This window comes from Trichocoleus desertorum ATA4-8-CV12 (genome assembly GCA_019358975.1).
GTDB classification, from domain to species: domain Bacteria; phylum Cyanobacteriota; class Cyanobacteriia; order FACHB-46; family FACHB-46; genus Trichocoleus; species Trichocoleus desertorum_A.
This window is the reverse complement of the sequence record JAHHIL010000002.1, coordinates 52,817-78,578: the sequence shown is the minus strand read 5'-3', so window position 1 is coordinate 78,578 and position 25,762 is coordinate 52,817. Positions and strand designations below refer to the sequence as shown.

Sequence of the window (25,762 nt, the reverse complement as noted above, 5' to 3'; positions counted from 1 at the left end):
ACTTCTAGGGGAGCAAGTCGGTTAAAAACCTTAGAGTAAGGCGAAATCTAACTTTTGGTTATTGATTGAAACCGAAGTAGGACTCAGTTTAGGACAGGACGACGAAGTAAAATCCTTTCAGTTCCTACCCGTAGAGTATTTATGACTATCTACTCAACTATTTCAGTGGGGCTGTGAGTGGGCCTGTAATTAAGGCAGCTTGCACTCTTTGGGCCAGTGACTGAGCGATAGGCCATGCAGATTCGATATCGCCTAGAGGTTCTATAGGAATCAGTAGACAGACTGCTACCCAAGGCTGGCGGGTGTTCTGCAGTTGGGCCTTACGATCTGCCCAAAACCAATCACTCGGGGCTGGGCTACCACCTGTGGGCCAAGAATACCATTGCAAGACGGCAAAGGTTTGTTGCTGATTCCAGCCTCGTAGAAAGCGAGCTTTCACCTGTACAGGAGACCACGTTTGAGAGCTGTTATCCGGGCCTATACTGCTTGTAAAAGCATCTCCTACGTCTACCGTAAACTTTGACAGACGAGCAGAATCTGTATTCCAGCGCTGAAAGCCATTGATATCCATCCACTCGACTTCTGGCTGGCTATTGTCCCCACTAGGGCTAGTCAGGAGAAGTACTGCTCGTGCGGGTTCAGTCTTAGACAAACTGCTCGGTACGGTCAGAGATTGAGCTTGCAGCTCCTGTAACAGCCATTTATGCCCTCCAATCGGTACCGTTTGCCGCTTAGTTGTTTTCCAACCAGGTAACGCTAATTCCGTTTTCTGCAAGTTTCGCAGTTGCTTAAAGGCTAAGTTTTCGGGTGGATGGGCCCAACGCCAGTGCCCTGTGAAGTAGCTGGGGGCTGCCCCAACTCCTAGTAGCAACAGCAACAGCAGCAGTACAGCTATTTTAGGTAACTGCAACTGCTGCCAGGATTTAGGTAAAGACCACATGATGGTAGGGGAACGGGTCACTTTTGCAATTACTCGAAATTATTCAAGGAATGGATAAAGCTTTATTTAGTAACCCTTCAAGAGCCACTCAGTTCAGAGTTACTAGGCTCAGAGCTACTAAACTCAGGGCTACTGGAGAAGTATTGATCAATCACAGTCAATAAAAAGACCGTCAGCCCCAACATACAAGCAGAGTACAAGTCACCTCCCCAACCTGCATGCAACCATTCAAAAGCTTTCTCCTGCCCAGTGCCGTGAAAGAAGGTCAATATGGTGTTGCGGAGAATATTGGCGCTGATGCTAATCACGACGGTGCCGAGGAAAAACAAGCTGGTTTTAGTTCGCGAAGTCCACGTGCCTGTCCAATAAACCAGCATCAAGCCCACATAGAGGCTGGTGAACAACATTTTTAAGCCAGCACAATAAGGCGCAACTTCTACGATGCGATCGCCTACATACAAGTAGATTTGCTCAACAGTCACATCCATACCGAACTGATTGAGAATAAACCCTGCGATCGCGGCAATAAAATGCTGTAGTGGCAAGGTATAGGGGGCAATTAGATAAGGTAGCTCCGTAGGAGTGGCCAGAAACACCAAAAGGAGGGGAAAACCTTGTAGCTTCAGACCTGGAATTCCTTTCAGCCACAAACACAAGCCAACCAAAATAGCTGGCAAAGATAAGTTGACTAGATCCGAGAGACCACTGAGGTAGAAAACGGCTCCTAAACTTAAGAGACCCATTCCTAGAGGATGGTTGACTTCAGGTAAACACCACCACTCTTTTCGCTGGTTCCAAGCAATATAAGCGGCAAAGGGTAGGCCAATCAGTCCGTGGCTGAAGTATTCATGCTCGGTACTGATACTCTTGTTGAGCCAGCCATCGACCCAATGCCACAGCAAAGGAGCGTAGAGCAGCCCCAGTAAACTTAGAATTGCTCCACTGAGCAAATATCGCTCGATCGCAATTGGAACTTTTCGCCTAATTAGCATGGTTTTAAGCCACTACCGGAGTACATAACTGGACGCTGACAGCGGGGGGATACGCTTTGACCAGGCTCCGCAAGCAAGCCACCACTCGCTCTACTTGAGCGGGTTGCAAGCCAGGATACATGGGTAGAGAGAGAATTTCCTGGCAAAGCCTTTCTGCTTGAGGAAAGTCGCCTTTCTCATAGCCTAAGTTTTGAAAAGCAGGTTGTAGGTGGCAAGGAATCGGATAGTGAATGCCGCTTTGAATTCCTTGGGCAGATAATTTTTCTTGGATGAGTTTGCGCTCTAAGGGACACAGATCTTGCACCCGCAAGACATAGAGGTGGTACACATGCCCACCGCCACTCTGGTTGACGATGGGTACCAAACCCTCAGAGTGGAGTGGCTGCAACAACGCATCATAGTATTGAGCAGTTTGATTGCGATCGCGGTTCCACCCAGCTACATGGGGTAATTTCACATTCAGGACAGCGGCTTGCAACGTGTCTAAGCGACTGTTGGTGCCATATTCCGTATGGAAATATTTGCGGGATGCACCGTAGTTGCGTAGCGATCGCACCGTTTGAGCCACCTCAGCATCTCGCGTCACTACCATACCACCATCTCCTACTGCCCCCAAGTTCTTACTGGGGTAGAAACTAAAGGCGGCAGCAATGCCCACAGAACCAGCTCGGTAGCCATCCCGTTCTGCTAAGTGAGCTTGAGCGGCATCTTCAAAAATCAGCAAATTATGAGCGTTGGCGAGCTCTAAAAGCTGGCGTGGGGGCACCATTTGGCCGTAGAGATGCACAGGCAACAGCACTTTAGTTTTCGGTGTGATCGCTTTGGCAGCGGCAGCTAAATCCATTAGCCCTGTTTCCAGTTCGCAGTCTACGAGGACTGGGGTTGCCCCTGCCCGTAGAACGCCGATCAAGGTGGCCACAAAGGTATTCGCTGGCAGAATCACTTCATCCCCAGGGCCAACCCCGCAAGCTTGCAAACCCAAAGCGATCGCATCCGTGCCACAAGCAACTCCAATGCCATGTTCTGTCTGGCAAGCACTGGCAAAGGCCAATTCAAACTCTGTCAGTGCTTGGCCTAATACATAATCTCCCTGCTGTAATACCGACTGAATTGCTTGTTCAATTTGAGTTTGAATGGGTTGATGTTGCAGTGTGAGATCAACAAATGGAATCGTTTCAGCAGCGATATTCATAGACAAAAAATGTTCAAAACAGGAGTTACAGCAGAGACAGAAGTTAAAAACAGAGGGGTATTGATTGGGGCCTAATCTAGTTATGGGCGAATTACTGAATTTTGAACATAGTGAAACGGTGAAGAGTCTATGAATGTGCCCGCATAATTAATAAACTTCCAATAACATCCTGGATAGCGTTGATGAAATAGAGATTAAGAACCCGAAAAATTACGCTAACTTTAGAACCGCTTTACCAACTTTTTAAGTTGTGCTTGCGGATGCAACCTTGGCATTCTTCGGTATATACGGTAGCTTTACAGCAATTCCACTGTTCTCAAATGGCATGGATTACGAAACCGCTCGCAGTTTTCTGATCAATCAAGCTCAATTGACCAACGCAAATCAAGATGCGTTTCTACTCCGTCTTAGGCAAGGTAAACCTCCCATTCCAGGGCAAGTTACCTCCGTATTGTTGGCTTTGAAAGTTGTATTTGAAGCCCTGCGAGCTGCGCCTAGTATAGACCGAGAATTGATTTACACTTTGCACATACTGTCTCTAGAAAGTCGCCAACAGTATGAATCGCAGCGCAAGTCAGGAGTGGTTTGGCCACCCCTACTTGATGAAGACATCACGCGAATTGCAACTGCCGTCAAAAATATTTTTGCGGATGAATGGAAGTCAGCTTAGCCAAGTTTTACCTTGAGCTGCGGGCTTAGCGATTGCGCAACTCAGTTTCTAATTTGGTGAGGTCGCTTTTAAAAAACACCGCAACGTGACCTGCATAAGCCTGGCCGTTGCGATTCTCAGCAACTTCTGTCCAATAAGCATAACGATTGCCCATACGGAGTTCTCCCTGTAAAGCTGTCATCAAGGGAGTGGCTCGCCGTCGGGCTTGGTAAGCGGTCGCTTCTCCGGGATAGCTGTACACCAGATTGGCTCGTTCATAGTCTTGATAGACGTCTAGACCATAGATGACCCGGAGCGATTCTTCTAGGCGATCGCGTGTTACCCCATTAATCATGTCAAAGATTGATAGGCGCTCGGAGCGGATCGTGCTGGAATCTCTCGAGGGAATCACTTTGCCAGGAGCGAGCACAGAGGCTTGAAAAATAAATCGCTGGGCAGCACTATCGCTTTTACGCACCAGGAGTCTTTCACCACTGGCAGGCCGCAGAGTCGGATGCGCTTGAATCCAAGCCCCCACCTCTTCAGTTGTTTGGCCAGGTAGAGCATTCGCCTGCCCGCCCCCTAGCATTAGCATCAATCCAAAAGACAGAACCGCTCCCAGTTGCACTCTACTCATCACAAGCCTCTTGTTGACACATGACAACCGCCACCTAGGTATTGGGAATTAGCAATGCCCTAGTATTGGCGATTTGCGCCCTAAATATATCAGTTTGTGATCGCAACTTTGATGACTTTGCGGTCCTTCATGTCTTGAAACACTTGCTCTAACTGTTCGAGTGGTTGGCGATCGCTAATTAACAACTCGAACGGCACGGTTCGGCTGGCTAGCAGGGCCAAAGCAGCACGGACATAGTGAGGCGTGTTGTGAAAAACGCCTTTCAGCGTCAGTTCGCTGTAGTGGAGTTGTTCGGTATTGACGGTAATGGTGGTATCACGAGGACAACCGCCAAATAGATTTACGGTCGCTCCCGGACGAGCACAGGCGATCGCAGTTTCCCAAGCCGCCGGAACTCCTGTTGCTTCAATCACCACGTCAGCGCCCCAGCCATCGGTTAGCTCTCGCACTCTCGTTGGCAGGTCAGGCACTTGCCGATAGTTAAAGGTTTGAGCTGCCCCAAACTTAGAGCCAACCTGTAAGCGTGAGTCGCTACCTCCAAATAAAAATACTTCTGCACCTTGGTTAACTAATGCGGCCACAAACATCAATCCGATCGCCCCATCCCCCAGCAGCACGACGCGATCGCCAGGTTTCACGTTGGAGCGAGCCACCCCATGCAAGACACAAGCCAAGGGTTCGGTCATGGCTGCCAATTCTGCTGGCAAATCTTCGGGGATGGGTAGCAAATTTTGTTGGACAATCGGCGCGGGAATTCTTAGATACTCCGCAAAGGTGCCATTGTTAAACGTTAAGTTGGGGCAGAGCGAATATTCTTGTCGGTGGCAGAAAAAACAGTTGAGACAAGGGGCGGAGTTATTGGCCACCACGCGATCGCCAATTTTCCATCCAGTCACATCTGCCGCGATCGCGACAATTGGGCCCGCCGCTTCGTGCCCAAACAAGGTAGGAGGACGCAGCATTTTGGCATGGCCCCCACGTCGCCAGACTTTGAGGTCTGTGCCACAAGTCGTTGCGGTTGCTACTTGAATCACCACTTCGCCCGGAGCAGGAGTAGGATCAGCAACTTGTTCTAACCGTAAATCTTCTTGACCGTACAGGAGCGCTGCTAGCACAGGAATTGCCCAAAACCCTTGAATTCTCTCAATCTTATCAAGATAGGGCTACGCTAAGTTGCACCTCTAGCTCCATAAAAAAGCCCCATCTCGACTAGAGACAGGGTCATGGCTTTATGCAACTCAAACTTGATCTGGCTAAAACAATCTGGCTAAAACAAAGCTCTCTTATTGCTTAGAACGATAGGCAGAAGTGGCTTTATTGGGGGTTAAAGCGGTCATAGGGGTCTCACTCCGCAGTACGGCGCTAGAGAGTGAGGGCACTTCTTGCCAACAGGAAGTGCAGAACCAGTACACTCCTTTCTGACGAGCATGCCGTAGTAAAGGGCTATCGCAATAAGGGCATTTATTAACATCGCTATTCATGGCACTTAGCTCTCCAAACAGTTTAAAACTTGTTAATTAATAGGGATTCAAGAGCCGAGTTTATTTGATGCACTCGATTGTTCTTGGCAATTCGGTCTGATACTTCTATCGATCAATCGCTTTACAATTGTTCACCTTTAGAGTCACGTTAGAGCACTCTGGCTAGGAAACGACCTGCTAAGCAATGGATCAGTTGAGAATGAAACTAAGCCTCCTAAGAAGCGTAAGTATGATTCGTTGACTTAGGGACTTACCAGACCTGGCTTCAAAAATGTCTTAAGCAAATACTGAAGACCTATGCTCCTTAAACTCTAAGGTAGAGCTAGTGGGCGATCCCCAGCATCCGTCTTGGGAGACAAATTGCATTGCGAGCAGTAACACAGCATTTTTTGGATACAAAAACTTTGTTTTTTATGGTGGTAATAAACCCGACAAATGCAATCTAAATGTCTAGTTTAGGGATCGATCCCCAGAGCGGTTAATCAAAATCCGATCGCGTTCAAGAATGCAGTAGCTGTTACATCCCAGTCCAAAAAAGCAAAGCGCAATAGCTAACAACATTAATGCATGAGTTTAACGCGGGGAAAGTAACGACCATCACCAGCGGATTAAGCTACACAAAAAAGGAAAAGATAGCTGGGGATCAATTATAAATAGCTCGGATCAACGCGATCGCCCCCTACACCTTGCCAACCCAACGACTCAACAGAGGAGAGGGGGATAACAAAAGTGAGGGGGCGATGAGAACTAATCTGAAATGCGATTAGGGCTCAGGGATTTAGTACTCAGGCACAGAAGGATCGACTTCTCGGCTCCAAGCTTGGATACCACCTTTGACATTGGTTCCGGCAATACCTGCTTGCTTCAGGATGCCAAGAGCCTTGGCAGAGCGTCCGCCCATCTTGCAGTGAGCGATCAGACGATGGCCGTTGAGTGCTTCTTTGACCTTAGCTACACCTTCGCCGCTTTCAATGTCGGGTAGGGGCACTAAAATCGAACCTGGAATTTGGGCAATCTCGTACTCGTTGGGGTTACGAACATCGAGCAGCACAAAGTCATTGGCACCACTGTCGAGCAGTTGCTTCAGCTCTAGCACCGTCATCTCAGGGATTTCGGCTTGTTGCTGGGCTTCGGCAGCTTTAGCTTGAGGAATGCCACAGAACTCTTCGTAGTCCACCAGCTTTTCAATCACAGGCCGTACTGGGTTGGGCCGCAGCTTCAACTCCCGGAATTTCATCTCCAAGGCGTTGTAAAGCAACAAACGACCGCTCAACGTTGTCCCTTTACCCAGAATGATTTTGACTGTTTCGGTGGCTTGAATTACGCCGATAATTCCTGGCAGAATGCCTAGCACACCACCCTCAGCACAGGAAGGCACCAGCCCTGGCGGTGGGGGTTCGGGGTAGAGGTCGCGGTAGTTAGGACCACCTTCGTAGTTAAAGACCGTTGCTTGGCCTTCAAAGCGATAGATGGAGCCGTAGACGTTGGGTTTGTTCAGCAGCACGCAAGCATCGTTGACCAGATAACGAGTGGGGAAGTTGTCGGTGCCATCCACCACAATGTCGTAAGGCGCAACGATATCGAGAGCGTTTTCGGAACTGAGGCGAGTCTCGTACAGATCAACTTGACAGTTGGGATTGATTTCGAGAATCCGGTTCTTAGCCGACTCGATCTTGGGCTTACCCACCCAAGAAGTGCCGTGAATCACTTGGCGCTGGAGGTTGGAGTGATCGACCACATCGAAGTCTACAATACCGATGCGTCCGATACCCGCTGCCGCTAAATAGAGCAGCAAAGGTGCACCCAAACCGCCGGTGCCAATGCAGAGGACACTAGCCGCTTTCAGGCGCTTTTGCCCTTCCAGACTGACCTCTGGCAGAATCAAGTGGCGAGAATACCGTTCGTATTCGTCTTTTGTGAGTTGGATCTCATCCAAATTGGGATTGAGCATGGCAATGAATGCAAAGAGATGATGGGATAGGCGAGTTCGGAGAAATCGCTAAAACTAAACAGCCTCAGCAATCAAAATATCTTCTGGCTGGAACCGATGGTCTTCGGTCAGGCTCCAGCTACGCAGATCTATAACTTTACCGTGTTGAACGGAAACAATAACATACGAGTAGTGCGCCCAGGCGCACATTCGGTCCATCTCCGAAGGTGTGGCGGGATGATCGGGATGGGAGTGGTACACACCAATAATGTCGAGGTGGCGATCGCGTGCTTCCCGCTGGACTTGCAATATCTCGCGGGGATCAATCCAGAAATGCTTGTGTTGGGTCACATCCCAATCGTTTGGCAACTCGATCGCGTCACCTAAATCCTGAGTCCAAACATTTTCAGTGGCGCGAACTTCCACCACAGTTCTTGATTCAGTTCTTGATGCGATAGAACCTGAACTCACTTTTCCCAATAGCAAACCGCAGCACTCTTCTGGGTAAGTGCGCTCAGCCTGAGCCGCGATCGCTTGAATGTGGTGAGAGTCGAGTTGCAGAATCACGAACGGATCGTCAAAAATTTTTGCTGAGCTAGATTATCTATTCTACGTCAGAATCAACCCCACCTGAGTAATGAAGTGAGATTTAATGCGCTTTGCCTGCCCCTAAATACAGCTCACCCACCTTGGGATCATAAAGTAAGTCACGCCCTGGGCCTTCAAAGCGATCGCGTCCTGCCTCTAGTACATAACCGCGATCGGCCATTTCCAGCGCTTTACGAGCATTTTGCTCTACTAATACGATTGCCGTACCGTTTTGATTGATTTGTTTAATTTGTTCCAGCACATTGTTCACCAAAATCGGTGATAACGCTGCCGAAGGCTCATCCAGCAACATCAGCTTCGGTTGCAGCATCAACGCTCGTCCCATCGCCAGCATTTGTCGTTGCCCACCCGACAAAGTGCCCGCCCGCTGTCGCCGCCGACCCGCCAGATCAGGAAACATCGTGTAGATACGATCCTTGGTTGACTCTAATGGCTCATTGCGAATAAAAGCCCCCATTTCCAGGTTTTCATCCACACTCAGCGATCGAAACACATTAGAGATTTGCGGCACATAGCACATGCCTCGCTGCACAATCTGGTTCGACTTCAAACCCGCAAGGTTATCCCCGTTAAACGTAATCTTGCCGCGATTCGGTGTCAACAACCCAAAAACCGTCTTCGCCAGCGTTGACTTACCCGCCCCATTTGGGCCAATCACCGCCACTAACTCCCCCGGATACACCTTCATATTGATGCCTTGCAGAATATTCAAGTCCTGCACATAACCTGCATAGACATCTTCAACTTCAAGCAAGGGAGCAGAATGAGTCATAGTGGGGGATTAGCGATTGGCAGTTAGTGTTTAGCGGCGTGGAGTAAATAACTTCCAAGTTCTGGAGTTGACCTCTCCCCAAACCCCTCTCCTAGGAGGCGAGGGGCTTTGAAGTTGTCTTGCTCCCCTTCCCTATCAGGGAAGGGGTTGGGGGTTAGGTCATTAACTAGTAGGGAAGGGGTTGGGGGTTAGGTTTCCAGTCTTAAGGAGTCTTTTGCAAATCAGGCCGCTCCTCCGGCACGATCGCCCCCTCCACCGGACAAACCTGCAAACAAATCCCACAATCAATGCAGGTCGTGAAATCAATCCAATACCAATCAGTACCTTTCGTATTCTTACCAGGACCTTCGTGAATACAGGCCACCGGGCAAGCATCTACACAATCGGCAACGCCTTCACAAGTATTCGTAACAATCGTATGTGGCACAGTGTTCTCTCTCAGAAACGCAAAACAAATCAATCTGACTGCTTCTTCTAAGCTATCAGGATTAACCTAAATCTTCAGGGGAAGGCTAGGTGAGAGATTCTACTTCCGCAGAACCATCCGCCTTGATCCACACCAACTGAGCAATTCGGCGATCGCGAGCATATTCCCGCACCGCCTCCGAAGTTTCGCGATCGCCCAAGTCTACCTCTACTCGCACCAACTCAGCCGATTCCCGCAACTTTTGGGCATAGGCAAACGCCGCCGTATAAGCTTGAGCGCTCTCTGGCACTACCAACCAATCACTGTGAGGCGTTTCTTGAGGCAACTGATCAGTCGGCAACAGGACTTGATGCAAATCCTCAATATTGAGCGAGAAGCCAATCCCCGGATAACTTTCTCCCTGAGGATGATAAAGACCCAACAACTGATCATAGCGCCCCCCTTGACCCAGAACGCGCTGTCCCGCTTCCGCCTCACTCACCACTTCAAACACAATGCCTGTGTAGTAGTCAAAAGTTTGGATTAAGCTAAGGTCGAGAATCAGCGGAGATTGCTCTGGCTGTTCAGCAAAACTATCGCTGAGTAGCTCTACCAAAGACTTGAGGTTATTCACCGCTTGCCGTTGAGTCGCATCCAGATCTAAACTCGACACCTTTTGCAGCACATCAGTAGGGCGACCCCGCAGATCCACTAAGAAAAGCGCTCGTTCCCGCAATTCTAGCGAGAGGGGCAAAGTTTCTAGAGCAATGCGGTCTAAATGAGCGATCGCCTGTCGCACTGTGTCTTGCAAGTGGCTGGGAAAAGGCGACAGGAGCGATCGCGTCAGTCCTGCTTCCCCTAGTACCAAGTGCCACTGAGCGATACCGAGAGTTTTTAGGCACTCAGCTAGCAAAAGCAAAATCTCTGCATCCGCTACAAGGCCACCACCGCCCAACAACTCCACGCCCGCCTGGTAAAACTCCTGCTGACGGTTGTGATTGGCTTGGGCCGCTCGCCGGAAGACATTGGCGTTGTAATAAAGCCGCTGGGGATACGTGGCACCTGCCATCCGAGTTACCGCTGCCCGTGCGATCGAAGCAGTCAGCTCCGGACGCAGTCCCAACACTTCATTTTCGGCATCTTGGACTTGGATCACCGTAGAGCGCTGCACCGCCCCCCCCGCCATCAGGGTATCTAGCCGCTCTAAGGTTGAAGTAATGATGCGGTGATAGCCCCAGCGATGAAACACCTGCTGTAGGTGCTTCTCAATCCAGCGCTTTTGAGCCACATCCAGTGGCAGGAGGTCCCTAGCTCCAGCAGGTGGTTGATAAACCATTATTTTTTCTTTCCACCAAACAAACCAAACAAACCCCCACCTGAATCACGGGGCTTCTCCGACTGAGCAGCCTTGGCTGTTTTGCCCTTACTGTCAGTCCCCGCAGACAGCTTATCTAATTTTTGCTTCGCTTCCAAAGCTACTTCATCTTTCGGATTTAGCTGTAGTGCCCGCTCAATATGAATCTTAGCCATTTTGGCTTGGTTTTGCTTCAAATACACCATGCCCAATAAACCATGACAGCGGCTGTTATTTGGTTCTAATTTCAAACCATCCCGGAGTTCTAAAATAGCTTGAGCAAAAGCATTTCTAAGAATCAATTCTTCGGCCCGACGGCAATATTGTTCTACAGCAGTCAGTTTGGGTTGCGGAGTCGCAGGAGCCGCTGGGGTAGGGGGCTTGCCTGCTTGATCAGAAGTGGTAGCACCTCCCCCCACTGGATTTTTAGATTGCGAAGACGGAATCCCTGCTCCACCTTTACGAAGTAGATACACAAAATTCAGTTCACTAATTTGACCCGTCAGCTCCAGCATTTGATCTGGAGATTGATATTGTTTAGTCGCCAATTCATGCAGTGTAGTTTTATAAGCATGATCGACATCACTGGCTTTAGAGAGTTGGTTCGCTACTTCACTCAAGATCTGAACAGAATCCTTCTCTTTAACAGCCTGTTGGCCTTTTAGCCGCACTAGCACCTCGTACTCAGCTCGTTCTCTGTCTTGCGACAACTTCTCATAGGCTGGATTGACGAGCTTTGACAACCATTCGGTCGCTTGCTGTTTGTGTTCTTCAGAATCAGATGAAAAACTATCTGGGTGCAGACTACGCGCGATTTTGAGATAGCGTTTTCGAATCTCCTTGGCGTCCGAATTGATTGGAACTCCTAGGATAGCGTAGTGGTCAGTGAAATCCAGCTTAAATAGCCCTCGGTCAAGTTGAAAAGACATGTTTTGTGGTCTCACTTTCCTACTACTAAATTCTTTCTAGTTTACTTTGCGCACAGGGGATGCATGCCTTAGTAGTGGTGGCCAGCATCCTGACTTAATACATTGTTATCATTTCTTGCGGCTGATGCAGCGCTCACCTGTAACAGTTCGCGGCTCAAAGCGTTATGAATTTGCTGATTAGTGGCTAAAATGCGACCGGAAGGAATGACTAAAGGGCTTTGGTCGTAAGCTGTAACCTGCCCACCCGCTTCCCGGACTAACACGATGCCCGCTGCCATATCCCAAGGAGATAGCCCCCGCTCCCAATAGCCATCGAAACGACCACAGGCCACATAAGCTAGATCTAGGGCAGCAGAGCCACTACGACGAACCCCTTGGGTCAGGTGAGTCAGATGGCAAAATTCGGCATAGTTATTGTCTGAGGTTTCGCGGCGATCGTAGGCAAAACCACTCACTAAGATGCTCTTACCGAGTTCAGCCGTTTTTGAGACTTGAATCGGACGGCGATCGCGAGTTGCCCCTAGACCCGTAGCGGCTCGAAACAGTTCTTGGCGAAAGGGATCAAAAATAGCGCCGACGTGAGGGACTCCCTCAATCAACAGCCCGACTGAAACGGCGGCCACGGGATATTGATGAGCATAATTCGTGGTGCCATCTAGAGGATCGATCGCCCACAAATACTCACTGGCCTTGTTGTTGAGCTGACCCGATTCTTCAGCCAAAATGGGATGGTCGGGAACGTGGCGGCGTAGCACCTGTAAAATTGCCGCTTCTGCCGCCTTGTCTGCTTCTGTGACTAAATCTCCGGGACGGCCTTTCTCTTCAATCGCCTCTAGATGGCCCCAGTAGTCTTGCAAGATGACTCCTGCGGCCAGCACTGCTTCCGTGGCAACATCTAAAAAGATTTGGAGTTGTTCGGGCGTTGGGTGGCTCATTTTTAATATTTATTTATAAATATCTATTCATAGTCTTTTATTGAATCATTGTTTTGCCACCTTCATGCCTTGAATATAAGGCTCTGGATCTTCGGCAACCCAACCCAAATTGGAGGTGTAGCGTACCTCGAAATGCAAGTGAGCCGCTGTTGAGCTAGGCGTTCCAGTCCTACCAATCGTACCTACCACAGTGCCTTTTTTTAGGGTTTGGCCCGCCTTAACTTTGATGCTGCCTAACTGGGCGTACCGACTTTGGCGTCCACCCGCATGGTTAATCACGACTAAATTGCCATAGCTGCCTTGCTGATCTGCAAAAGCCACGACCCCATCTCCAGCGGCTAGCGCATTGGTGCCTAGGGGAGCAGCTAGGTCAATGCCACTGTGAAAGGCTACTTGAGCGATCGCGGGTTGTAACCGCCAACCGTAGCCGAGCAACACTGTCGCAGTGGTGGGCAGAGGGTAGCCTGTTAAGCCGTAGTTATCGCGATCTTTGGGACTAATACTAGGCGGAGCGGAGCCGACTGGAGACCAATTCACACCGGGGACAAAAACAGTGGTGGGCTTAGCTGCGCAACCATTGATTTCAAACAATACATCAGCCCGTACTTTGTAGGTAGCTGCGACATCTCGCCAAGTTTGCCCCGCTGGAACGCTCACCTGCACCCCGTTGTAAGGCGGAACCACAATTTCTGCACCAGAGGTAACCTTGCCGCTTCTGAGGCTAGGATTAAACCCCATTAAGGTGGCAGGAATCACATTGTACTTCTGACCAATACTCTCTAGCGTTTCACCGGACTTGATCGTGTGGCGAGTCAAACGCTCTAAGGCAGGCTTTGGACATAGATTGGAGGTTTGAGCGATCGCCCCTGGCAGCACCTGCGACCTCACTTCCGGCGTTACAGCACCACTGCTAAGCGAAAACAAAGTGAGCCAGAACAGAGTTGGCAGAGAAAACCAGCGAGAAAAACTCATGAGCATCACATCTTGAGGAGACAGAAGTCGAGAGACGGAAGTCGAGAGACAGAAGCCAGAAAGTAGAAATTGTAAGTCAAGGGTTTAGATCTATGCATTCTGTCTTCTATACCCCTAGCTCCTGACTCCTGTCTTCTGGCTCCTAGTTCCTAACTTCATTGAATCGCAATCCACAGCAATCGCCTAGCTCTAGCTGACTCTCCTGCTTAGAAGCCCCATCGATTACAGTAGAGGTATGTTTTCCTGCGTCACTGCCAATCAGTGTTGAGACTATGAGTTTGTCGTTCAAACAACTAACGATTTACCTAGCTTTATTAGCCATTGGTGGTGGTGCAGGAGCGTGGGGTACCCGCTACCTCAACGTTGATCGAACCTCTGCAACCAGCAGACTAGTGCCTTTTTTGCAGCAACCTGTGCAGGAGCCAGAAACTCGCTCCACCAACCTGCCCATCCCTAACACGAGCTCTAACTTTATTGCTGCCGCCGTCGAAAGAGTCGGGCCTGCGGTAGTGCGGATTGATTCGGCGCGGACCGTGGCGGATAATGTGCCGGAGGCGTTTAGGAACCCCATGTTCAAACGCTTTTTTGGCAATGGTGCTCCCCTCCCAGAGGAGCGAATGGAGCGAGGTACGGGTTCTGGATTTATTCTCAGTGCTGATGGCCGACTGATGACAAATGCTCATGTTGTCGCTAACGCGGATACCGTTAAAGTGACGCTGAAGGATGGTCGAAGCTTTGACGGCAAAGTGGTTGGAACCGATCCGGTGACAGATGTAGCGGTGGTCAAAATTAGTGCTTCTAGCTTGCCTATCGTTAAGTTAGGCAAGTCTCAATCATTAGTGCCAGGACAATGGGCGATCGCGATCGGCAATCCTTTAGGTCTAGATAACACCGTCACCGCTGGCATCATCAGCGCCATTGGCCGCTCTAGTTCTCAAGTGGGAGTCCCCAACAAGCGGGTGCAATTTATCCAAACTGATGCGGCGATTAATCCGGGCAACTCTGGTGGGCCTTTGCTGAATGAGCAAGGAGAAGTCATTGGCATCAACACAGCCATTCGGGCTGATGCTCAAGGGCTAGGCTTTGCCATTCCGATTGAGACGGCTGAGCGCATTGCCGAGCAACTGTTTCGGAGTGGTCGCGCCGAGCATCCGTACCTGGGCATCCAAATGGTTGACCTAACAGGCGAGATTAAAGAGGAAATCAATCGCGATCGCGAGTTAGGCATTAAGGTGACGCAAGATCAAGGCGTCTTGATTGTCAAAGTTTTAGACGGCTCACCCGCTGACAAGGCAGGTTTGCAGCAGGGAGATGTGATTCAAAAAATCAATAATAAGCCCGTTAGAACCGCTTCTGAAGTGCAAGAGATGGTTGAGGCGAGTGTTGTAGGAGCACAGCTCAATTTAGAAATTAACCGCAACGGCAAAGCTCAACGCCTGCGAGTTCAGCCCAGCGCTTTTCCCAGCGAAGAAATGGGCTAATCTGCTATCTTATTCCCCTTCCCTGGCAGGGAAGGGGCTAGGGGTTAGGTCAATCTTCGCGATCCTGAAAAATTCTTTTTAGAGATTAGAAAGCTTCTAGGTTATGGGTTGGTGCTTGGATCTTCGTACAGTGACATCGAACCCGCCAAAACACCTTCTAGTTCCATACGTTGCTCCATTTGACGCAGGAAATAGCCCGTCATCATGGCAGAGGCGAGCAGACCCGCTAGATTGTCACGATCGGTCGTAATTTGAACGTTAAAGCCTTCACTGGGTAACATTCCCACCAAACCCTGAACGTTGTGGGAAATAATTTGTTTCACCTCAGGCGTGACTGACTTGGCAACCCGCGCTAGCACCTCAGGCGACTGATGTTGCAGATATTTCAGCAACGGATTAGCTTGAGCATTTTCGGGGTCAGAGCCAAGGAACTTAGCACTTTCAGGGTTAAAGACCATAAGGACGCTAAAGGGTTTGCTTGCTTATTTGTACTATTGTGGCACTTCCACCCACCCCTAAGACTAGTCTTAAAAGGGTGAAAATTCCGAACCTTGAGGGACGGGTAATCAGTGGGCTTCTGTGAAAGACAAAATTTACGGCTCGTCAGCAGACTCTGAGTTTTGCGGCTCTAGAGCGATCGGCAGTTTGTCTACCTGGAAGTACTGGTGGAACTTTTCAGTCACTTGTAACCAATAGGATCGACCATCCGATTGTCGCCGTTTCCGCACAAAACCTTGCTCGACTAGTTCCGGAACATGCTGATAGGCACCGGACCCCCGCAAGTTGACCAAATCTGCTTGGGCGATCGGGCCGCGCAAGGCGATCGCCGCTAAAGTTCGTAAAGCCCCCACCCCCAAATCCACCGGAATCAAGGTTTGGACTAACTTATGAAAGGCAGGTCGCAGTTGCAAGCTGTAGCCCTCTGGGGTTTCTACTACTTCTAAGGCACTGTCGCGGTGGGCATAGTCGTTCATAAGCTCGATCAAGCCTTCTTCTGCCGTGGCGCGATCGCAGCCTGCATATTTGGCAATCTCACTGAGCGCCAGCGGTTGGGCTTTTAAGTAAAGAATCGCTTCGATGGTGCTGGCGAGTCCCGTCTGTTTTGGCGGTTCTTCCCAAAGCGTTGGTTGATCGCTCAATCCAGATTACGTCCTGTCAGTTCAACAAAAATGTCTTCTAAGTTGGAAGGTCGCACCATCATACCAGTCTTGTTTGGTTGCTGATCCAGATAGGCATTGGCTTGCTCCAAGTCAGGGAAAAACTGATAATCCCATTTGTCGCCTTTCTGCGTCATCACCAAGCCTTTGCCATATTTCTGTTTTAGTTCGGAGAGCGTGCCCAACTCAATCAGCTTGCCCGCATCCATCACGCCAATGCGATCGCACAGATACTCCACTTCATCCATGTAGTGCGTGGTTAGCAACATGGTCATGCCCTGCTTGTTCAAATCGCGGATGATTTCCCAGAGGCGGCGGCGAGTTTGGGGATCTAGACCGACAGTCGGCTCATCCAGAAACAGAATTTCTGGCTCATGCAGCAGGGCGCGGGCAATCTGTAAACGCCGCTTCATCCCTCCTGATAAGGTTTTGACCAAATCCTTCCGGCGATCGCTCAGTTCTACATAATCTAACCAGCGATCGATCCGCTCCTGCCGCACTCGGTTAGGGATATGGTGCAAGCGGCCATGAAATTCCATGTTCTCCCAAACGGTAAGGTCGCCATCCACGCTGGTTTGCTGCAACACCACCCCAATCCGTTGCTTCACCTGAGCAGGCTGACGCACCACATCAAAATTAGTAACCTGAATCTGACCTTGACTAGGCTTGGTCAGCGTCGTCAACATGCGGATCGTGGTAGATTTCCCTGCCCCGTTGGGGCCGAGCAAGCCAAACATCTCCCCTGATGGAATTGTCAGTGAAAGATCCTGAACGACCGGGCGATCGCTATAGGTTTTATAGACGTTTTGCAGGGAGATGGCAGCAGACATGAATAAGCGAGGCGAAAATGTAACCGCTCTTTACACTAACACCGATATAGCCTGTCCTCAGCTTCCCTGCTATAGATTGGCGATCGCAACGGGTTCGACCGCATCGGCTAGCTCAAAACCAAATACACGCGAGTAGAAATAGAGTTCGCCGTCCAGCGATCGCTTAATATTTTCGGCTTTGCGGAAACCATGTTGCTCGCCCTCAAACGCAATGTAGGCTACGGGTAAGCCCTTCGATTGCAGCACTTCTACCATTGCTTCGGCTTGGCTAGGCGGCACAATTTTGTCTTCTAAGCCCTGGAAGAAAATCACTGGGCAGGCAAGCTGATCGCAAAAATGGACGGGCGATCGCGCTTGATAAAGGTCTTGCCGTTCGGGATAAGGGCCAATTAAGCCATCCAGGTAGCGCGATTCAAATTTGTGAGTGTCTCTGGCGAGCGCCTCTAAATCGCTGACGCCGTAGTAGCTTGCACCTGCCTTAAACACATCCCGAAACACCAAAGCACAAAGCGTCGTATAGCCACCCGCGCTGCCCCCATCAATCACTAGGCGATCGCCATCCACCAGTCCTTGCTCGGCTAAATAGCGGGCTCCATTCACACAATCATCCACATCCACAATGCCCCACTGACCTTTTAGCCGTTCCCGATAGGCGCGACCATATCCAGTGCTACCACCGTAATCGACATCTAAAACAGCAATGCCCCGGCTCGTCCAATACTGAATGCTCAAGCTTAAAAGCGTGGAAGTGCTAGCAGTAGGGCCACCATGACTCTTGACCAGTAAAGGCGGCTTTTCCCCATCGGGTGCGGTGTAGTCTTGGTTTTTAGGCGGATAGAAGAAAGCGTATGCAGTCAAACCATTCTCGGTGGGAAACTCGATCGCTTGTGGTTCTGACAAATAACTTGGATTAACCGTCAGGTGGCTGGCGCGTTGTAAAACAGAAGTTTCGCCTGTAGCTAGATCGAGCCGGGCGATCGCCAGTGATTCTGTGGGGGAGCCTGTCAAGAAAACAGCTTGCCCTGCGGCCACTTGTAGCCCCCGCACCACCGTATAGGGAATAGCGATCGGTTCTAGTTGTTTGGTAGTTGGGTCTAACCGAGCGAGATGGGTCGTTCCCTGCTCAACATAAGTGCAGATAATTTGCTCGCTGCTGCCACTCGTATCAAATCCATAGGTAGACTGACCAAACACCCACTGCGGTTCGCCAAACTCAGCAGCGCGATCGCATAACGCTTCTACTTGATCCTGCTGCCAGCGGTACAGATTCCACCAACCTGTGCGATCGCAGATAAAGTGCAAAATGCCGCTTGGAGACCATTCGGGCTGAAAGAGCGATTCTGCAATGCCGCCTGCCACTTTTTCGGGCTGTCCTAGAGAACCATCGGAGTTAAAAGCAGCGACCCAGAGTTCTGTGCCATCCCAAGGCATGTTGGGGTGGTTCCAGGTCAACCAAGCCAAGTGTGAGCCATCCGGGCTGAGACGTGGGGAGGAGTAGAAATCACTGCCCGCTACCAAAATCTGCGCTTCTTGGTCTGCCTCTAAACTTAGGCTAACAATTGTGTTAATGGGTTCCTGCTCACCAGCCGTGTGGTCTTCTCTCACACAGATAAAGCGCTGTCGTGATTCATCTACCACACCGTCGGCATAGCGCCAGTTGCCTTCTGGTGTCAGGGCTTGAGGTTCTGAGCCTAGCGTTTGGCGGTAAAGGCGTTGATCGGCAAAGTGAGTGAAGTAAATGGTGCCTTTGTAGACGGTATAAGCTCCACCGCCATATTCATGCACTCGGGTTCGCACATTGAACGGCGCAGGGGTCACATCTGAAGTTTGCCCATCGGGAGTCCGACGCACCAGTACGGTTCGGCCTGCCTCGGTGGGTCGTAGCTCCAGCCAGTAGATGTCCTCTCCGTCCAAGGTTGCCTGACTGAGGCCAATCGTACCTGTAACAATCAAATCTGAAGTGATGGGGGACTTCCAGGTACCGTAAGCGGCAACTTGGGATGAGGGCATGAGTATTCTCCAAAGGCGGGTCAGCGATTCCTAAAATTGAGGATAGAAGCTTTTTCGCCCTCCGGATCGCCTTAACGCAGAATCAGCCCCCAGAATCAGCCCCAGAAACAACTATGAGAGCCAAAATCGTTGATGACATTCTGTTCCTACACCATGAGGATGTCCCTCCTTACAAAAAAGGTGGGTCGATGGTGCGGAATAGTTACTTCTGGGCCTTACGCTCGATCGCCGGGAGAGCCAACCGCGATCGCGACTGGGAATACGAAGCGGAAATCTGGCCTGCCCTCCAACGGATGCTCATCTCATTTAGTGAATCTGGCTATTTAGGCTTACAAGAAACTATTTTGGAGTTTCCCCTAGACCAAGGTGAACTTCCGGCGGTGCTGCGTCCGGTTTCCACCTGGCAAACCGAGTTGCCCGATGAGCCAGAAGATGAGCTTTATAAATTCGGTTCAAGCACCATCTGAGGCGCTAGTAATGTGCCTTCTGGTTCTTGAATTTGCTGAGACACACCTAAAAGTCGTCCATCTTCATGGTGAATCCGCACCGCCAAGCTTGCAGCATCTGGGGACGTGACCGCTTGAAATAAAGGCTGATCCAGCGACTGAAACACTCGTTGTCCCCAGCACCAACGCTGCGCTAATTCCGGGGAGAGACTAATCATCGGTAGGTGGTCTAGAACACTCAGAGGAGCGATCGCTTCAAACTTACCCGCCTGTAACTGCGCTTCTAAATCGGCAAAGGTGAGGCTATCCGCTAACGTGAGGCCACAACTTTCGGTGCGAGTCAAAGCGGCTAACGTGCCCCCCACCCCTAACACCTCGCCTAAGTCTCGCGCGATCGCCCGGATATAGGTGCCAGGGCCACAAGCGATCGCCAAATCGAGTTCGGGAAAGTCGCCCGATCGCCAATCCAGCACTTCGATTCCATACACCTCAACAGCACGGGGTTGTACCTCGATGGCTTCACCCGCACGAGCCAAGCTATATAGCCGCCGCCCTTCTACCTGGATGGCACTGTAAGCAGGCGGAATTTGCTGCAACGGCCCCTGAAACTGCGGTAGAGCTGCTTTTACCATCTCCAAAGTTAAGTCTGGTGCGGCTTGAGTCGATAGCGTTTCTCCCTCCAAATCATCGGTTGCAGTTCTAACTCCCAATCGCACAGTGGCACGATACGCCTTATCCGATCGCAGAAACTGCAGTAAGCGGGTAACTCGTCCGATCGCCACAGGCAGCACTCCGGTAGCTGCGGGGTCGAGGGTGCCGCCATGTCCCACTCGCTTTGTCTTCAGCAGGCGGCGCAGCTTAGCCACGCAATCATGGGATGTCATGCCCGCTGGTTTGTTTAAGTTCAAAAACCCTTGCACAGTCTCAGTTTAAATCTCTCTACGCGGTGGGAAGGTGGCTGTTGCTTGGTTTTTGCGCCACAAACCAATAATTCTGACAGAACGGGGAGAAAATGGTGCTCAAAGTTGTGTCAGCTAAATTCCAGCTACGAGCGATCGCCGTCGAAGTGCGAATACTTGTAGGCAAGTTACCCCAGAAATTACGTGGCAAAACGCCGTAACGCTGCACGTCTAGCAGTGCCAATCCTGCCGTCTGGCATAGAGTTTGAATTGAGGCGCGAGTGTACCGATAAAGATGGTGGTGTTTATTAGGAACTAGCGCGGCGATCGGATCGATCCAACTAGATTGATTCGGCAAGTGATAGCAAATGAAATAGCCCCCCGGTTTGAGTAGGCGAAAAATTTCTTTTAGGCTAGCGATCTCATCCCCCCCGGTTTCTCGCACATGCTCTAGAACCCCAACCGAAACAACCGCATCAAACTGTTGATCTTCGTAGGGGATGGCGATCGCATCCGTGGGAGTGCCTCGCTTAAATTTGTAACCAAACTGATTTAATTGCTCTCGTAAGTAAAAGTCTTCAAAGGCATAACCATAAGCTTGGTAATCGGAGCGGGCTAAGAAATAGGAGAAATGACCATTGCCACAACCCCAATCTAAAACTGCGCTCCTTGGTGCTACATATTGCTGCAATAACTGATAAAGCTTTTGATACTGCTCGGCACTTGTGATGCTTCTAAATTGGGATAAATTACACTGACGATCCTGGGCTTGCAGTGCAATTAATTCCCCCATAATTCGTTGATGATTAGGCTCAGGCAGTGGCACGGATAAATTATCTCAAGACAGCTAAAAAATTGGTTCCTTTAGAACTGTAGGCGCTTTGGTCAAGTCTTGAACAGCGCGATCGCCCTTAATCAATCCAGCATCCATCCATGATTGGCCCTAGATGGTTTACGAGTTTGATGCGTAAAGCCCCCGTGTTTCAACCGGGGGATATAAGCGAATAGCCGAATTTATTCGGCAGTGTCCTCCTTCTGGGGATTGGGTAGCCGATCAATCCAGTCCTCAACCAACTGAGTCATGGTTTTCCTCCTCACTTTTGCCACCTGCCGTAGTTTCTGAAGCCTTGACTCTTCAACCCTAACATTGAGCGTCTTTTTCATTTGGTGTCTATGCAATGCCTATACAAATAGGCTATCATAAACTCATGAAGACTCTGAAGTTTAAGCTCTACCCGCACAAGCGCAACCGTCATCTCAAGCGGATGATTAATGCTGCTGGAGTGATCTACAACCACTGCATTGCTCTCCATAAGCGGTACTACCGCATGTGGGGTAAGCATTTGAGTTGTGCCAAACTTCAGTCTCAGATTGCCAAGCTGCGAAAGCGTAAAGTGTTCTGGCAGTCGGTCGGCTCTCAAGCGGTGCAGGATATCTGCCAACGCATTGAGAAGGCGTACAAACTGTTCTTTAGTCATCACCAGAAAGGAGTCAGACCACCAGGGTTCAAGAAAGTTAGGCGATACAAATCATTCACCCTGAAACAGGCAGGGTACAAATTTCTCGGCGGCAATCGGGTAAAGATTGGAGAGCGGATCTATCAGTATTGGCACTCTAGAGAGATTGAGGGCAAAGTCAAGACCCTGACCGTCAAGCGCACTCCGTTAGGGGAGTTGTTCATGGTGGTTGTGGTCGAGACTGAATCTAAGCCAGAAAACAAGTTCGAGACGAGTAGAATCGCTGGATTTGACTTCGGCCTCAAAACCTTCCTCACCTGCTCTGAAGGCTTCAGTATTGAATCACCGCAGTTCTTCAAGCAGTCGCTAGCTGCCATTCAAAAAGCCAACCGCCATCACTCCCGTAAATGCAAAGGCTCTCATGGCCGTGAAAAAGCTCGGCTCACCTTGGCCCGCAGGCATGAGGACATCGCCAATCGTAGACGGGACTGGTTCTGGAAGCTGGCACACAAGCTGACTGAGCAATTTGATGTGCTGTACTTCGAGACGTTGAACCTCAAAGGGATGCAGCGCCTTTGGGGACGAAAGGTGAGTGATTTAGGGTTCCGCGAGTTTCTACAAATTCTCGAATGGGTCGCCACTAAAAAGGGAAAGCACATCAGCTATATTGAGCGCTGGTTCCCCAGTTCCAAGGCTTGCTCAAAGTGTGGGCATGTTCTAGGGTCTTTGGCACTCTCCACCAGACAATGGCGTTGCCCTTCGTGCCAGTCGGTGAATGACCGCGATGACAACGCGGCTGTGAATATCAAACAGGTTGGGATCTCAACCTGGGGAGTAGGAGATGTCAGTCAGGCTCAGCCTGCAATCTCTGCCTGAGTCTCGAATCCCCGTTCTTTAGAGCGGGGAGTAGATCAATCAGGATTGACACATTGGCTCAGGAGCGGCTCAGGATTACAAGTTCTAAGGGGTTGTGGGGGCTAGGTTCTCTAAGGGCACCGGAGTGGGTAGTGGGTCATCAGGGGAGGTTGGTGTGGGAGGAGGAGCAGCCTCCGGTGACACTCTGGGCTCTGTCATTTCGCCATCTAGGGCTTGGGTCAACTGAGCTGCGCTAAAAGACTGCACCAAATTTAGCTCCAAGGGTTCTCGGCTAATTTCAGCGGCATAGGCAGAAGTTAAGTAGGGTCGGAATTGCTGTTGATCGGTGACATGAGTTTTAAAGAAAGCCACGCTTAAAGCTTGCACATAGCGATAAGCCAACGTTGGGGCTTCACCAATCACTTGAGGAGGAATGGGCACCACCTCACTATTCGTGGCAGAATCGCCAATGGCCGAGAAGTGCGTTCCCCCCTTCATCAACACCAAATATTTTTCTGGCGTTGTCAACCAAGTGAAAGGGCGAATCTGTTCTGGTAGGGCTGGTGCCACCGTGTCAGCATCAGCAGTAATCATCATCAGAGGCACTTGAATTTGGCTCAACCCTGCTTCGCCCAAGAGACTACTATCAACTGGATTAATTGCGATCGCCGCCTTAATGCGAGGGTCTTGTAACTTGTATTGTTGCCCCGCCAATTCCAACGCCCGACATTGCAGCAACAACGATAGATTCAAAGATTCATTGATCCGCACACAGTTCTGCGCGAGTTGCTCAAAATTCAGTGTTGCCCCCGCTAAAGAAAGAGCTGTGTAGCCACCAAAAGACTGCCCTACGACGCCAACCTGCTGTAAGTTGAGCCGTCCGCGCATTAAGGGATCTGATTTCGATCGCCGCTCTAGTTCATCTAGTAAATACTTAACATCCAGGGGGCGATCGACAAACTCAAAGGATTCAGCCACATCTGTAGATCTGCCACTCAACAGCGCCTGCAACCGCCCCGCATTACTCCCTAGGTGCTCTGGTAAGGCCACGGCAAAGCCATAGGAAGCGAGATGTTTGGCTAAATAATCAAAGACTGTGCGATCGGAACCGAGGCCATGAGAAATTACAATCACTGGCGCTGGGTAGAGTGGAGCCTGCTGAGGCTTTGTCGCGTTTGCCACAGGTAGGTAAACGTCAACTGGAAATATCCGCTCCCTGGGAACTTCGATAGGTGGGCGATTGGGAAACCGTTGAATGGTCTTCCGGGTGCGATCGCTCAAAGTGATCGTGGTTTTTTCCCACTTAAACCCTCCCGATTGCCGCAGATCTGGCAATGCTGAAAAATCGGTCACAGGAGCGAATGCGGCTTCTGTCCTGGCTTGCTGGCCAATTGCTGTGCTTGCTTCTTGTGTTTGCTCCACAAACTCATCTAGGGCTCTAGCAATTTCTAAGCTACGACCCAAGTTCACCCGCAGGCCATCCGTCGGAAATTGCCGGAGGACATTGAGTAAAGTCAAGCCCTCTGGTTGAGCTGCCGCCAAGATTAAAGCCGAGCGAATGGCGTAGAACCCAGGTTGCCGAGCCTCTGTTTGAATGACCTGGCCTAAGCGAGACAACAAAGCTTCTCCTGAGGGCGTGTAGAGAAATTGAGAAACCGCCACCGGAGAGAGCTGAATCGGCACGAGTAGAAACTTTCGCAAATCTTGTAGCTGTTTGGGGTCAGCATATTGCGCGTAGGCAGCTAAGTCATCATTGATGGTGCCGCTTCTGGCATAAGCTTCTAGGGTGTCTACTGCAATGGAGCGTTCAATAGCGCCATAGGACACATAAATGCGTTCTGCCGCAGCCACAGGCTGAGTTGCCACAGCAGGGAGCAACAACGAACCACCCAGCATTCCTAGACTGAATCTGACCCAGCGGCTCAATTGCTGAGTATGAGCACCATCATGAGCATAAGAAGCTTCATGGGCACAAGAAGCTTCACGGGTCCAAGAAACAGATTGAAATCGCCGCCAGTGGCGGGCCAGGGCTACAAAACCAAACAGAGACAAATTCATGAAGGTTGTACTCAGATCTCCTCGTCACACCACTCCTGAGAGCAGCTAATTGCATCAGTTATCTCAAGGTAACTAGTGCGCAGTGATTTAACATCCCCCTGGGCAGGGTGTCATGCCAGACCAAATCTAGATGTGAAGCACCTGCAATCTTATACAGGCCCAACTGCCAAGAATCCAGCAAGTTTTCCCTAATTTCTCACCCTCTAGGCTAGATTAGGAGCGATCGCTAGAGGTCTGAGATCATGGGTGCTTTTACACCTCAATCGAAGCAAGCCCTACAGAAACAAGCTAAACCTCCGGGTTCTAGGCCGTCGCGATCGCCGCAGCAAATTGTCGCCTTGGCTGGCTCAGGCGTCCTGCTATCTTTGGGGCTTTGGGTGGTCTTGGTAGTGGGGGAGTATGTCACGGTTGGAGGCGTACCCTTCTCAGTAATTGTCAGCTTTCTCCAAGACGATACTGCCAGAACTGCTTATTTTGAGGGCAACAGTACCGGAGTGCACGATCGCCTCAGCGAAATGGGTATTGAAGACCAAATGAAGGGCTTTTATCGCTCCCGCATTTCCGACGAGGTAAAGCTCGATCAACATATCCATCAAGTTCTGTACGAGCGAACTGGCTATGTGGGTACAGCCTATCGAGTGAATGTCCAAGGCACTTTAGTGTTGCGGTAACCTTGAGACAACAAAAATCCGACCCTTAAGCGTCTCATAGGAAGTAGACAAGGGTCGGATTTTGATCTTGGCTAAAGTTTAGCGTGGCTCAGCGTTGATT

26 protein-coding genes are annotated in these 25,762 nt (G+C 50.3%); 5 read left to right on the top strand and 21 right to left on the bottom strand.

Annotated features, from left to right (window positions below):
* Positions 1-157 precede the first annotated feature (157 nt).
* From KME12_02930 to KME12_02920, 3 genes are read right to left on the bottom strand one after another with little or no spacing between them, the layout of a single operon-like run.
* On the bottom strand, positions 158-961 hold the full coding sequence (locus KME12_02930; protein ID MBW4486726.1) for a cyanoexosortase B system-associated protein: 804 nt from the start codon (positions 959-961) through the stop codon (positions 158-160).
* A gap of 56 nt (positions 962-1,017) precedes the next feature.
* Entirely contained in the window at positions 1,018-1,932 is a 915-nt protein-coding gene (crtB, locus tag KME12_02925) for a cyanoexosortase B (GenBank protein MBW4486725.1), read from the bottom strand.
* A gap of 4 nt (positions 1,933-1,936) precedes the next feature.
* Positions 1,937-3,124: a DegT/DnrJ/EryC1/StrS family aminotransferase gene (locus tag KME12_02920; GenBank protein MBW4486724.1), complete on the bottom strand. Its 1,188-nt coding sequence runs from the start codon at positions 3,122-3,124 to the stop codon at positions 1,937-1,939.
* A gap of 325 nt (positions 3,125-3,449) precedes the next feature.
* On the opposite strand from KME12_02920, the gene KME12_02915 reads away from it, so the two are divergent.
* The gene (locus KME12_02915; protein ID MBW4486723.1) at positions 3,450-3,794 is read left to right on the top strand and encodes a Dethiobiotin synthetase; all 345 of its coding nucleotides are present in this window, start codon (positions 3,450-3,452) and stop codon (positions 3,792-3,794) included.
* A 25-nt stretch (positions 3,795-3,819) separates the two neighbouring features.
* Here the strand turns inward: KME12_02915 and KME12_02910 are convergent, their stop codons facing one another.
* The 11 genes from KME12_02910 to KME12_02860 form a co-directional block, all read right to left on the bottom strand.
* Complete coding sequence (locus KME12_02910; GenBank protein MBW4486722.1) at positions 3,820-4,410, bottom strand: hypothetical protein; 591 nt, start codon at positions 4,408-4,410, stop codon at positions 3,820-3,822.
* Positions 4,411-4,499: 89 nt separating this feature from the next.
* Positions 4,500-5,525, bottom strand: coding sequence for a zinc-binding dehydrogenase (locus tag KME12_02905; protein MBW4486721.1), 1,026 nt, complete (start codon positions 5,523-5,525; stop codon positions 4,500-4,502).
* 168 nt (positions 5,526-5,693) lie between these two features.
* The gene (locus KME12_02900; GenBank protein MBW4486720.1) at positions 5,694-5,891 is read right to left on the bottom strand and encodes a hypothetical protein; all 198 of its coding nucleotides are present in this window, start codon (positions 5,889-5,891) and stop codon (positions 5,694-5,696) included.
* Between the two features lie 778 nt (positions 5,892-6,669).
* Positions 6,670-7,842 (bottom strand): molybdopterin-synthase adenylyltransferase MoeB, encoded by a 1,173-nt coding sequence (gene moeB / locus KME12_02895; GenBank protein ID MBW4486719.1) that lies wholly within the window; start codon positions 7,840-7,842, stop codon positions 6,670-6,672.
* 54 nt (positions 7,843-7,896) lie between these two features.
* Positions 7,897-8,388 carry a M67 family metallopeptidase gene (locus KME12_02890; GenBank protein MBW4486718.1) on the bottom strand — a complete coding sequence of 164 codons (492 nt, stop codon included), beginning with the start codon at positions 8,386-8,388 and terminating at the stop codon, positions 7,897-7,899.
* Between the two features lie 82 nt (positions 8,389-8,470).
* A complete protein-coding gene (locus KME12_02885) occupies positions 8,471-9,202 on the bottom strand; it encodes an ABC transporter ATP-binding protein (GenBank protein MBW4486717.1) in 732 nt (243 codons plus the stop codon).
* Positions 9,203-9,404: 202 nt separating this feature from the next.
* Positions 9,405-9,629, bottom strand: a complete 225-nt coding sequence (locus KME12_02880; GenBank protein MBW4486716.1) for a ferredoxin family protein — start codon at positions 9,627-9,629, stop codon at positions 9,405-9,407.
* An 85-nt stretch (positions 9,630-9,714) separates the two neighbouring features.
* Entirely contained in the window at positions 9,715-10,944 is a 1,230-nt protein-coding gene (locus KME12_02875; GenBank protein MBW4486715.1) for an ATP phosphoribosyltransferase regulatory subunit, read from the bottom strand.
* Positions 10,944-11,891, bottom strand: coding sequence for a DnaJ domain-containing protein (locus KME12_02870; GenBank protein MBW4486714.1), 948 nt, complete (start codon positions 11,889-11,891; stop codon positions 10,944-10,946). Before KME12_02870 ends, KME12_02875 begins: the two co-directional genes overlap by 1 nt.
* A 68-nt stretch (positions 11,892-11,959) precedes the next feature.
* The gene (locus KME12_02865) at positions 11,960-12,826 is read right to left on the bottom strand and encodes an inositol monophosphatase (protein MBW4486713.1); all 867 of its coding nucleotides are present in this window, start codon (positions 12,824-12,826) and stop codon (positions 11,960-11,962) included.
* Between the two features lie 45 nt (positions 12,827-12,871).
* Positions 12,872-13,642: a M23 family metallopeptidase gene (locus tag KME12_02860; protein MBW4486712.1), complete on the bottom strand. Its 771-nt coding sequence runs from the start codon at positions 13,640-13,642 to the stop codon at positions 12,872-12,874.
* A 428-nt stretch (positions 13,643-14,070) separates the two neighbouring features.
* Here KME12_02860 and KME12_02855 point away from each other — a divergent pair, with 428 nt between their 5' ends.
* Positions 14,071-15,279, top strand: coding sequence for a trypsin-like peptidase domain-containing protein (locus KME12_02855; GenBank protein MBW4486711.1), 1,209 nt, complete (start codon positions 14,071-14,073; stop codon positions 15,277-15,279).
* Positions 15,280-15,380: 101 nt separating this feature from the next.
* On the opposite strand, the gene KME12_02850 is transcribed toward KME12_02855, so the two are convergent.
* The 4 genes from KME12_02850 to KME12_02835 all read right to left on the bottom strand — a co-directional run bounded on the left by KME12_02850 (position 15,381) and on the right by KME12_02835 (position 19,276).
* Positions 15,381-15,737, bottom strand: coding sequence for a DUF760 domain-containing protein (locus KME12_02850; GenBank protein ID MBW4486710.1), 357 nt, complete (start codon positions 15,735-15,737; stop codon positions 15,381-15,383).
* A gap of 135 nt (positions 15,738-15,872) precedes the next feature.
* On the bottom strand, positions 15,873-16,418 hold the full coding sequence (scpB, locus tag KME12_02845) for an SMC-Scp complex subunit ScpB (protein MBW4486709.1): 546 nt from the start codon (positions 16,416-16,418) through the stop codon (positions 15,873-15,875).
* Positions 16,415-17,266, bottom strand: coding sequence for an ABC transporter ATP-binding protein (locus KME12_02840; protein MBW4486708.1), 852 nt, complete (start codon positions 17,264-17,266; stop codon positions 16,415-16,417). The genes scpB and KME12_02840 overlap by 4 nt, the downstream gene beginning before the upstream one ends.
* Positions 17,267-17,335: 69 nt before the next feature.
* Entirely contained in the window at positions 17,336-19,276 is a 1,941-nt protein-coding gene (locus tag KME12_02835) for a S9 family peptidase (protein MBW4486707.1), read from the bottom strand.
* Positions 19,277-19,389: 113 nt separating this feature from the next.
* On the opposite strand from KME12_02835, the gene KME12_02830 reads away from it, so the two are divergent.
* Positions 19,390-19,743 carry a hypothetical protein gene (locus KME12_02830; GenBank protein MBW4486706.1) on the top strand — a complete coding sequence of 118 codons (354 nt, stop codon included), beginning with the start codon at positions 19,390-19,392 and terminating at the stop codon, positions 19,741-19,743.
* Here KME12_02830 and truB read toward each other — a convergent pair.
* Together truB and KME12_02820 are read right to left on the bottom strand one after the other, a co-directional pair.
* Complete coding sequence (gene truB, locus KME12_02825) at positions 19,716-20,642, bottom strand: tRNA pseudouridine(55) synthase TruB (GenBank protein MBW4486705.1); 927 nt, start codon at positions 20,640-20,642, stop codon at positions 19,716-19,718. The genes KME12_02830 and truB overlap by 28 nt on opposite strands.
* Positions 20,643-20,661: 19 nt before the next feature.
* Positions 20,662-21,414: a class I SAM-dependent methyltransferase gene (locus tag KME12_02820; GenBank protein ID MBW4486704.1), complete on the bottom strand. Its 753-nt coding sequence runs from the start codon at positions 21,412-21,414 to the stop codon at positions 20,662-20,664.
* Positions 21,415-21,829: 415 nt separating this feature from the next.
* Between KME12_02820 and KME12_02815 the strand changes: the two genes are divergently transcribed.
* A complete protein-coding gene (locus tag KME12_02815) occupies positions 21,830-22,954 on the top strand; it encodes a transposase (protein MBW4486703.1) in 1,125 nt (374 codons plus the stop codon).
* A gap of 84 nt (positions 22,955-23,038) precedes the next feature.
* Here KME12_02815 and KME12_02810 read toward each other — a convergent pair whose 3' ends face one another.
* On the bottom strand, positions 23,039-24,829 hold the full coding sequence (locus tag KME12_02810) for an alpha/beta hydrolase (GenBank protein MBW4486702.1): 1,791 nt from the start codon (positions 24,827-24,829) through the stop codon (positions 23,039-23,041).
* Between the two features lie 404 nt (positions 24,830-25,233).
* Between KME12_02810 and KME12_02805 the strand changes: the two genes are divergently transcribed.
* Positions 25,234-25,662 (top strand): hypothetical protein, encoded by a 429-nt coding sequence (locus KME12_02805; GenBank protein ID MBW4486701.1) that lies wholly within the window; start codon positions 25,234-25,236, stop codon positions 25,660-25,662.
* The last annotated feature ends 100 nt before the right edge of the window (positions 25,663-25,762 follow it).

Excerpts from the sequence above, each read along its gene's own strand:
- crtB (MBW4486725.1), bottom strand. The coding sequence starts at position 1,932 with ATGCTAATTAGGCGAAAAGTTCCAATTGCGATCGAGCGATATTTGCTC.
- KME12_02920 (MBW4486724.1), bottom strand. The coding sequence starts at position 3,124 with ATGAATATCGCTGCTGAAACGATTCCATTTGTTGATCTCACACTGCAA.
- KME12_02915 (MBW4486723.1), top strand. The coding sequence starts at position 3,450 with ATGGATTACGAAACCGCTCGCAGTTTTCTGATCAATCAAGCTCAATTG.
- KME12_02910 (MBW4486722.1), bottom strand. The coding sequence starts at position 4,410 with ATGAGTAGAGTGCAACTGGGAGCGGTTCTGTCTTTTGGATTGATGCTA.
- KME12_02900 (MBW4486720.1), bottom strand. The coding sequence starts at position 5,891 with ATGAATAGCGATGTTAATAAATGCCCTTATTGCGATAGCCCTTTACTA.
- moeB (MBW4486719.1), bottom strand. The coding sequence starts at position 7,842 with ATGCTCAATCCCAATTTGGATGAGATCCAACTCACAAAAGACGAATAC.
- KME12_02885 (MBW4486717.1), bottom strand. The coding sequence starts at position 9,202 with ATGACTCATTCTGCTCCCTTGCTTGAAGTTGAAGATGTCTATGCAGGT.
- KME12_02875 (MBW4486715.1), bottom strand. The coding sequence starts at position 10,944 with ATGGTTTATCAACCACCTGCTGGAGCTAGGGACCTCCTGCCACTGGAT.
- KME12_02870 (MBW4486714.1), bottom strand. The coding sequence starts at position 11,891 with ATGTCTTTTCAACTTGACCGAGGGCTATTTAAGCTGGATTTCACTGAC.
- KME12_02865 (MBW4486713.1), bottom strand. The coding sequence starts at position 12,826 with ATGAGCCACCCAACGCCCGAACAACTCCAAATCTTTTTAGATGTTGCC.
- KME12_02855 (MBW4486711.1), top strand. The coding sequence starts at position 14,071 with ATGAGTTTGTCGTTCAAACAACTAACGATTTACCTAGCTTTATTAGCC.
- KME12_02850 (MBW4486710.1), bottom strand. The coding sequence starts at position 15,737 with ATGGTCTTTAACCCTGAAAGTGCTAAGTTCCTTGGCTCTGACCCCGAA.
- KME12_02840 (MBW4486708.1), bottom strand. The coding sequence starts at position 17,266 with ATGTCTGCTGCCATCTCCCTGCAAAACGTCTATAAAACCTATAGCGAT.
- KME12_02835 (MBW4486707.1), bottom strand. The coding sequence starts at position 19,276 with ATGCCCTCATCCCAAGTTGCCGCTTACGGTACCTGGAAGTCCCCCATC.
- KME12_02830 (MBW4486706.1), top strand. The coding sequence starts at position 19,390 with ATGAGAGCCAAAATCGTTGATGACATTCTGTTCCTACACCATGAGGAT.
- KME12_02820 (MBW4486704.1), bottom strand. The coding sequence starts at position 21,414 with ATGGGGGAATTAATTGCACTGCAAGCCCAGGATCGTCAGTGTAATTTA.
- KME12_02815 (MBW4486703.1), top strand. The coding sequence starts at position 21,830 with ATGAAGACTCTGAAGTTTAAGCTCTACCCGCACAAGCGCAACCGTCAT.
- KME12_02810 (MBW4486702.1), bottom strand. The coding sequence starts at position 24,829 with ATGCTGGGTGGTTCGTTGTTGCTCCCTGCTGTGGCAACTCAGCCTGTG.
- KME12_02805 (MBW4486701.1), top strand. The coding sequence starts at position 25,234 with ATGGGTGCTTTTACACCTCAATCGAAGCAAGCCCTACAGAAACAAGCT.